The sequence below is a fragment of the Nostoc sp. genome, from assembly GCF_035638895.1.
In the GTDB taxonomy this organism is placed as follows: domain Bacteria; phylum Cyanobacteriota; class Cyanobacteriia; order Cyanobacteriales; family Nostocaceae; genus Nostoc.
The window spans coordinates 1-9,036 of sequence record NZ_DASQZC010000388.1 but is presented as its reverse complement, the minus strand read 5'-3'; the positions used below and the strand labels follow the sequence as shown (position 1 = coordinate 9,036).

6 protein-coding genes are annotated in these 9,036 nt (G+C 41.2%); 4 read left to right on the top strand and 2 right to left on the bottom strand.

The window, feature by feature from the left end; all coding sequences use genetic code 11:
• The 3 genes from VE944_RS19230 to VE944_RS19220 form a co-directional block, all read left to right on the top strand.
• Window positions 1-1,248: methyl-accepting chemotaxis protein (locus tag VE944_RS19230; RefSeq protein WP_324980356.1), on the top strand; the 1,248-nt coding region annotated here is incomplete at its 5' end.
• Window positions 1,249-1,435: 187 nt separating this feature from the next.
• The gene (locus VE944_RS19225; protein ID WP_324980353.1) at window positions 1,436-4,438 is read left to right on the top strand and encodes a hybrid sensor histidine kinase/response regulator; all 3,003 of its coding nucleotides are present in this window, start codon (window positions 1,436-1,438) and stop codon (window positions 4,436-4,438) included.
• A gap of 275 nt (window positions 4,439-4,713) precedes the next feature.
• Window positions 4,714-5,910, top strand: coding sequence for a hypothetical protein (locus VE944_RS19220; RefSeq protein ID WP_324980351.1), 1,197 nt, complete (start codon window positions 4,714-4,716; stop codon window positions 5,908-5,910).
• Window positions 5,911-6,050: 140 nt separating this feature from the next.
• On the opposite strand, the gene VE944_RS19215 is transcribed toward VE944_RS19220, so the two are convergent.
• Window positions 6,051-6,335 (bottom strand): DUF427 domain-containing protein, encoded by a 285-nt coding sequence (locus VE944_RS19215; protein ID WP_324980348.1) that lies wholly within the window; start codon window positions 6,333-6,335, stop codon window positions 6,051-6,053.
• Window positions 6,336-6,635: 300 nt separating this feature from the next.
• On the opposite strand from VE944_RS19215, the gene VE944_RS19210 reads away from it, so the two are divergent.
• A complete protein-coding gene (locus VE944_RS19210) occupies window positions 6,636-6,809 on the top strand; it encodes a hypothetical protein (protein ID WP_324980345.1) in 174 nt (57 codons plus the stop codon).
• Window positions 6,810-7,059: 250 nt separating this feature from the next.
• Here the strand turns inward: VE944_RS19210 and VE944_RS19205 are convergent.
• A partial coding sequence (locus VE944_RS19205) for a lytic transglycosylase domain-containing protein (protein WP_324980342.1) occupies window positions 7,060-9,036 on the bottom strand: 1,977 nt, incomplete at its 5' end.

The window sequence follows — 9,036 nt, the reverse complement described above, 5'->3', positions numbered from 1 at the left end:
GGTTACGTCCAACTTTTGGAAAAATTTGCTGTCAAAGGTAATTTGATCGTACCAATTCTTGCCCAAGGACAGCTTGTATCCTTATTAATTGCTCATCAGTGCGAAACTCCTCGTGTTTGGCAACAGCCGGAAATTGACTTGTTTCAACAGATAGCAACTCAAATCGGCTATGCCTTAGAACAAGCCAAATTATTAGAAGAGATACAATCTAGGAATGTTGCAGTAATCGGTTCTGGCGACGAACTGCATCAACAAGAAACACTGCAACAGCAACTTTTACAACTGCTCAATGAGGTAGAAGGTGCAGCCAGAGGCGACTTGACTGTACGTGCAGACGTAACGGCTGGGGAAATAGGCACTGTTGCCGACTTTTTCAACTCCATTGTCGAAAGCCTCCGGGATATTGTTACCCAAGTTCAACAAGCTGCCACCCACGTTAATACTGCCATAGGCTCTAACGAAGGAGCTATCCGCCACTTAGCAGAGGAAGCACTCACCCAAGCTGCCGAAATCAACCGTACCCTTGATGCTGTTGACCAAATGACCCTATCTATGAAAGGTGTAGCCGAAAGCGCCGAAAAAGCTGCTTTCGTTGCCAATCATGCGGCTCACACCGCTACTAAGAGTGGACACGCAATGGATTTAACAGTACAAAATATCCTGTCTTTGCGGGAAACTGTGGGTGAAACTGCTAAGAAAGTGAAACGTTTGGGAGAATCTTCGCAACAAATTTCTCGCGTGGTTTCGTTGATTAACCAAATTGCTATTCAAACTAACTTACTAGCCATTAACGCCGGTATTGAAGCAGCGCGTGCGGGTGAAGAAGGTCAAGGTTTTGCCGTAGTGGCTGAAGAAGTCGGTGAACTAGCAGTTAGAAGTGCCGCAGCAACGCAAGAAATTGAACAAATTGTTGAAAATATTCAACGAGAAACCAGTGAAGTGGTACAGGCGATGGAAATAGGTACTACCCAAGTTGTAGAAGGAACTCGAATTGTGGAGGAGGCTAAACAAAGTCTGAGTGAAATTTTGGATGTATCGCGTGAAATTGACTCCTTAGTGCAGTCGATTTCCACTGCAACTGCATCTCAGGTTGAAACATCACAAAGTGTTAGCCAATTGATGAAAGATATCGCTGCTGTATCACAACGCACCAGCGATTCTTCTCGCCAAGTTTCCGAATCTCTGCAACAAACTGTGGAAATTTCGCATCAGTTGCAAGAGACTGTCGAGGCTTTCAAAGTTAGTTAAGTTTGTCATTTGTCATTTGTCCTTTGCTAGTAACCAATGACTTTTATTATTTGTCCCTTGTCATTTGTCCTACCCTGCGGGAAGCAGCTAGCGCGTCTATGTTCTTTTACTAATGACCAATGACTAATGACCAATGACCAATGACCAATGACCAATGACCAACGACTAATGACTAAGGACAAAAACTATGTTACAAGACAAAGAACTAGAAATCCAGATGCAGTTTCTGGAAGAAGCAATTGATTACTTAAATACTTTAGAAGGGGTATTACTAGAAATCGATACTAGTAACCGTATTGATTTAGATAAAATCAATGCTGCACTCCGGGCGGCTCATTCTATCAAAGGTGGCGCGGGGATGATGGGATTTAAATCGCTAAGTGATTTATCTCATCGTCTCGAAGATTCCTTTAAAGTTTTAAAAACTAAAAAAAATTCTCTTGAAATTGATACTCAGTTGCAAAGTTTATTGCTATCTGGAGTTGACTGGCTGCGTCAGATTGTAGAATTGCTTGCAGAAGGAAATGTTGTCGAAGATCAGTGGTTAGCAACCTTTTGTTACCCAATTTTTGACGAGTTGCACGATCGCTTGGGTGATCCCACCCCTGAAGATGCCTCAACCATGCTATCCCCAGAAGATGGGCAAGATGTTATTCCCTTGCTATTTAGCACCGAAGTAGAAGAGTGTTTGCAACGCCTAGAATCTATATTGGCAGATAGCAAACAGCCCGGATTGCATGAAGAAGTTGTGATCATGGCTGCTGAATTGGGCGGTTTGGGTGAAATGCTCCAGTTGGCAGCTTTTACCAAGCTTTGTGAGTCAGTAACTCAGCAATTGGAAACTGTTAGTAGTTCGGGTATTCCCAAAATTGCCCGGTTAGCATTGCAAGCATGGCGGCGATCGCAAGCTTTGGTACTGACAAATCAACTAGATAACTTACCTACAGAACTTGACTTTAATAGTAGTTATACGCCATCTCTGCCACTATTATCAGCAGAAGTAAAACCACATATTGCCACAGACACAGAAGTAGTGTCAACATCTGTTTGGCAACCAGAAAATATTAAAGAAAATTGGACTAATCATGAAGCAATCGCTGCTAGTTTTACATTTGCAGATGTAGAATTTGCCGATGATGCTAATGCTGTCAATGTTACAGAGCATAATACAATATTTTCTAAAGAAAATAATCTTCCAGATACCAGATATGGCGAAGGTAAAGGTGAGCTAAATAGTGTTGTTAAAGAGCGGGAAACTCATGAAAATAGCGTCCGAGTTCCCAGCAAACAACTAGAGCAAATTAATGATTTATTTGGCGAATTGGTTGTTCAGCGAAATGGGTTAAACTCGCAACTAGAAAGATTACGCAAACTCGTTAGAAACTTAAACCAGCGAGTCCAAGTTCTCGACCGCGAAAACCAGGAATTACGTATCGCTTATGACAAAATTTCTACTCAAGCTGGGGTGCAGGTGCAAGTTGAAAATAGCCAACAAGCACAAGGTATAGAGAGAGAATTTGATACTTTAGAAATGGATCGCTATAACGATTTAAACCTGCGATCGCAGGAAGTTATGGAAACCATTGTTCAGGTACAGGAAGTAACAACTGACGTTCAACTCAGTGTAGATGATACAGACCAAATTGCTCGTAAAATAAATAAAACATCCAAACAGTTACAAACAAAGTTAAATCACATCCGAATGCGGCCTCTGTCTGATTTAATTGAACGTTTTCCTAGAGCCTTGCGCGATTTAAATGTAGAGTATGGGAAAAATGTCCAGTTAAAAATTGAAGGTGGCAATACTTTAATTGAACGTAGCATTTTAGAAGCATTAAACGAACCTTTAATGCATCTGGTAAGAAACGCTTTCGATCATGGTATTGAAGATTCAAGCACCCGCCGCCTTTTGGGTAAACCAGAACAAGGATTGATTGAAATTACAGCTAGTCACCGCAGCAATCGCACCCTAATTACTATCCGTGATGATGGTTGGGGTATTTCTTTGGAGAAAATTCGCACCCGCGCTTTAGCTATGGGATTGGATGCTTCTTTACTTGCTAATGCTAGTGATGAAGAACTGTTATCACTAATTTTTGAACCAGGTTTTACCACCTCCGAGCAAGTCACAGCATTATCTGGTCGCGGTGTCGGTATGGATGTGGTTCGTAACAACCTCAAACTGATTCGAGGAGATGTGAAAGTTGATACGGAACCAGGAGTTGGTACTACCTTCACCTTATCAGTACCATTTACCCTTTCCGTAGCGCGAGTTCTGCTGGTAGAAATCAACAAAATGCTATTGGCATTTCCCACAGATGTCATTTCAGAAATATCTTTACTCCAAGACGAGCGAGTTTTCCAAATGGCAGGTAGCGAAGTCCTAAATTGGCAAGGAAACATGCTACCACTGATTCGCCTGACTCAATATTTAGAGTTTAATTGTCTGCGCTATGATCGCTCAGAGTTAGAAACTCCGGCAGCAATTAATGCTAACAGCGTCTTAGTAGTCAAAGGTAATAATCAGCCAGTAGCGATCCAAATAGACCGTTGTTGGGGTGAACAGGAAGTTGCTATTCGCCAAGTGGAGGGAAATATACCTTTACCTGAAGGCTTTAGCAACTGCACAATTCTCGGTGATGGTCGAGTAGTGCCACTAGTTAATATTAATGAGTTGCTGTATTGGATCGCTACAAATCGGCGGACTCCTAAAGGTACTCAATTACCATCGGTAAGGTTAAAAACACCGTTCCTGATATTTGATGAAGAGAAAATATCAGCAGCATCTGTTAAACAGAAAGGCACAATTTTGATTGTAGATGACTCGATTAACGTTCGCCGCTTTTTAGCGCTGACCCTTGAAAAAGGAGGGTATCAAGTAGAGCAAGCTAAAGACGGTCAAGATGCTTTAGAAAAACTCCATAGTGGATTGAAAGTAGAGGCGGTTATTTGTGATATTGAAATGCCTCGCCTTGATGGGTATGGCTTTTTAGGTAAGATAAATTCAGATGTTGATACAAAAAATATTCCAGTTGCAATGCTGACTTCTCGTAGCAGCAATAAACATCGGCAACTAGCTATACAATTGGGTGCTAGGGCTTACTTTTCTAAACCTTATAACGAGCAAGAATTACTCCAAACGCTGGAGGAAATAATTCGTAATGTAGCAGAAAAGGCAGCTTCTAATTAATAATTCATAATCATGTTTCAGGTATTTTTGTAGAGTGCGTTAGCCTTTGGCGTAACGCATCATTTTATAACAATTTTAAAAAAGAATGCGACAAACAGACCATTTGTAGCGATATGGGCAATATTTCACAGCTTTATAAAATTTCTTCAATTAGGTTTTGAATCTGCGAATTATCAAAATCCCCTTTGCAAATTAAATTTAAATATTATGATGTATCTATGTAATTGTACAAATAAGTTTTTTATTTTTTGACAAATTAAGAGGAGGAGTTTTAAGTGACAAAAAACAATAGAAAAAAGGCTGTCGCTCAAGCTATTTCCACAGCCGTTGCTCTAGGTTGGGTAATAATGCAAGTGGAATCAGCACAAGCTGCTACCTTAACGGTTAACAATCTCAATGACAGTGGCGTTGGCTCATTGCGAGACACCATCAACACTGCAAATAACAATGACTTAGTAGAGTTTTTACTGGTAAGTCATCCCAGTACAATTAGCCTAACAAGTGGGGCACTTGCGATCCCTAAAAATCTCACTATTAATGGCCCAGGTGCTAACTTACTTACCATCAGTGGCAATAATGACTTCCCCGTGTTTGACATTAACGCCGACGATGTTAAATTTTCTGGGCTAGCGATCGCTGGTAATATCAACGCTTACAATTCTAGTAACCTAACGTTTATCAATAGCACCATCAACGGTGACAATCTGAAAATAAATAACCCTACTGGTGAAGTGAGGCTTATTAATAGCACTATTAACGGTAAAAGTAGTGTGAATATTAATACTAATGCACTGAGGTTGACCGATGGTAGTCAGGTAAGGGATCTAAGTAACACCGCTAACATCGGCAATTTAACTATTTCTACTGGTAGCCTAAGGATTTCCAATGGCGCCAACATCAATTCTGAGCAAACCAGCAATGGTTCAGCAGGTAACATAATTCTCAAAACCGATCTTCTTTTATTAAGACGAGCACCCCTAACAAGCGCGATCGCTGGTGGTAGCAATAATTTCGGAGTAGGAGGCAACATAAGTATCAACGCCTCTAATGGTTTCATAATCGCACCACCCAAGGAACTAAGCGATATTGCTGGTGATAGCAATAATTCAGGAGCAGGAGGCACCGTAACTATTACAGCCAGTGGCATTATGGGGACAAGAGTACCCGAACCAAGTGCGATCGCTGCTGGTAACATTAATTCAGGAGCAGCAGGCACTTTAACTGTTACAGCCAGTGACGCTATAACTATTACAGGCAGTGACGTTTTACCGACAAGAGTACTCGAACCAAGCGCGATCGCACTTGACAGGAATAATTCAGGAGCAGGAGGGAACATTACTCTTACAGTCAGTGACGTTATTTTACTGAGAAGAGTACCCGAACCCAGTGCGATCGGTGGTAGTATCCTTGCTTGTAGTCTGGCTTGGCTAACGAAGAGAAATCTTGCAGTATTTCGCAAGGCGAAGATATAATTACGCATTAAAATAAATCTGCAAATAGTTTAAATACGAAGCCCGCGCAGACATAAGCCTGAGCGGGCTAATTATTTTATGGGCAATTAGTCGGACATAATATCAATTTCCTGAAAATAAAATACTTCCAGGAATCTTTATCAAGCCTCAACTTTTACACCTTTCCAAAATGCCACATAACCCTCAATATTCTTAGCTTTCTCCTTGGCGCTGGGATAATACCAAGCAGCATCTTTATTGATTTGCCCATCAACGTCGATACTGTAGTAGCTAGCGACACCTTTCCAAGGACAAGTACTGTGGGTGCTACTGTCTGTGAAGTATTGCTTGTTAATGCTGTCAGCAGGAAAATAATGGTTGTTTTCCACAACTACGGTATTATTGCTCTCGGCTAAAACTGCGCCATTCCAAATTGCTTTCGGCATAAGTGTGTTTGCAAATAAACTATACACTTAACATTTTGACACGATCAGCTTATTTTATCTTCCTTAACGGCTAATTGATACCATTCATCCGAGCTTCAAGCAAATAGTCAGTAAGGTTTATAGAAAGTTTTGCAATGCCAGTATTAATTGGCATCACTTTTGTTTATCAAATTAAGAATTAAAAGTATTTGCTTACCTCATGAAGATTTCCTAGCATATTGGTATGGAAACTTAATTAGAAAAAAAATGAATTTCAGTTTATATTTAAAACTAAGAAATATCTATAAAAGGATTAATTTTATGCCTAAAATTACTAGCGTTCATACAACCAAAAATGAAAAAAGCGGCGCATCAATTAACACAGCCGCCAATTCTGACATTTTATCTAGCTATCCCAAGAATGTAAATTATCTCCAATCCTTTGATACTGCCTTTATTGCTTATCAGATGATGGGTCTGAGTAATTTTGATTAAAGAAGAATTTAGAAGACAGTGACTAATCTCAAGAGCCTAAAATTGCTAAAAAATAGGATTTTGTTACTAGGTAAAACTAATTAACCTATAGGAATCGTATTTAATTTTTGATTATCTACGTGGGCAGGGAGTGGAAGGTATGTTCCCTAAGTACAAATAAAAACTCCACGCCACTTGCGGGATGGAGTTTTTAGGCAGGGAGAGAGTAATCAAACTCACGTATCCAACTTGATCATCTCATTGGGAAAAATTACTGCGTCGGCAATTTTGGGTGTGTCTTTGAATACTTTGCTACGATGCCAGAAATCTCAGGGTTGTAAAGTCTCAGATAATTCCAATAGTTGCCAAATACTTGACGCACATAATTTTTGGTTTCATCAAAGGGAATTTGTTCAACAAACTCATCTGGATCTTGTGTAGTTTGAGTTTGCAGCCATTTTGAGACATTACCAGGGCCAGCATTGTAACTGGCGATCGCTAACAGTGAGTTATTGTTATATTGCTCATGGGTATGACCCAAATACCATGTACCCAGCATGATGTTATCGTTGGGATTTTCTAGACTTATTGTTTTGAAATCCACCTTGATTTGTGGGGCGATCCATTTAGCTGTACTTGGCAACACCTGCATTAAGCCAGTAGCATCAGCAACGGATTTAATTTTTGGTTCAAACCGTGACTCTTGACGCATCAGAGCAGTAACTAGCAGAGGATTAAGTTTACGCTCAATAGACCATTTTTCAATTTCCCGCAGATAGGGAAATGGATAACGCGCTTGCCAGTAGGTAATTTGTTTGCTCAGAGTCTCATATTGGGCAACTTCTGCTGGTATTTCCCGATCTTCCACTTTAGAAATTTTATCAATTCCGATGAGATTTTCTCCCCTTGCTAGCCGCATCAACCCTTCAGTAAATTGCTCTGCTACAGTTGGCTGAAGTTTATTCTGAAATTCTGTCTGCCATTGTAACCAGGCATCGCGGTTTTGACCCAGCAGATACAATTCTTTGAAAGTCTCAGAACCAGCAGGCGGTACTGGACGCTGCGGTGTGATTACTTCTGGGTTCATGACGCGCACGTTGTCAAAGTTGCCAACATTCAGCCCCAGCATCGTTGCGGCTCTCCATGCATAGTATGAGTATGGAAACTGGCTAATCACATACTCATAAGCAGTTTGAGATTCCTGCTGTTTGCCTAGTGAAGCTGCCCATTTTCCTACCCAAAAGCCTGCTCTCGGAGCCAAAATACTGTTGGGGTTGTTGCTGACAATTGGTTCTGCCCATTGCCAAGCACCGACGTAATCTTTAGCATTGGCTTTACCTTGGGCGATTTTCCAACGATACTCTGCCGCTTCGTCAGAATTGCCGTATTTGGCTATGAGTAATTGCCATGCCTCACTAGCTGACTTTTGATTATTAGCGGCTTGGAGAATTTTAGCTTTTTGTACCAGTGCAGTACTAGCTTGTTTGGGAAATTTACTAATTACCTGCTCAAGATAAGGTAAGCCGTCTTTAGGGGTTTTTGCGGTTTCTGCTAATCGTAGTAGTGCAGTCCCAGCTTCTTCGCTATTGGGAAATTGCTGTACTAGTTGTTTATAAGTAGCGATCGCTTTTTCTTTATCTTTGCCCCCTATCTGTAACCCCCGTGCGGTACGGTAGAGGTTACGCGATGTTTTAGGTGCATTGACATAAGCGTTCGCCGCTTTGAGAAATTGACTATTTTCCCAATAGCTTGTACCAATGAGTTCCCAGTCTTCTGGTTTGAGGGTAGGCTGTTTTACTAGCTGATCCAAAACGCCCACTATGCCAGGTTGGTCATAGGCATATTTAGCCAAAATCAATTGTAATTGTGGCTGATTAGGATTTTCTTGCAAGCGTTTACGAATAATTTCCCAAGTCAGAGGGTTGGAAGGAAATTGAGCGATCGCTATTTCGTGTTGCTTCGGTTGGGCAATCAGATATAGTGCTTTGACTGTGGCCGCTTCTTTAGGATACAGTTTCAGCACATTTTGCCTGAGATCCGAGGCTTTGCCGTCTTCGCCCAGAATAGCCTGTGCCTGCGCCTGTTTCAGTAGAATATATGGCGCGAGGATAGGATAGTCTCTATCTAGCCCGTCTAGTAAAGCCAGCGCTTTTTGCGCTTGGGTTCTTTCAATGTAATCACTCGCCAAAAGATAACGAGCGCGATTTCGGTCTAGCGATCGCGACTGCTCGGCAATCTCTGCTAGTTT

Excerpts from the sequence above, each read along its gene's own strand:
- VE944_RS19225 (WP_324980353.1), top strand. The coding sequence starts at position 1,436 with ATGTTACAAGACAAAGAACTAGAAATCCAGATGCAGTTTCTGGAAGAA.
- VE944_RS19210 (WP_324980345.1), top strand. The coding sequence starts at position 6,636 with ATGCCTAAAATTACTAGCGTTCATACAACCAAAAATGAAAAAAGCGGC.
- VE944_RS19215 (WP_324980348.1), bottom strand. The coding sequence starts at position 6,335 with ATGCCGAAAGCAATTTGGAATGGCGCAGTTTTAGCCGAGAGCAATAAT.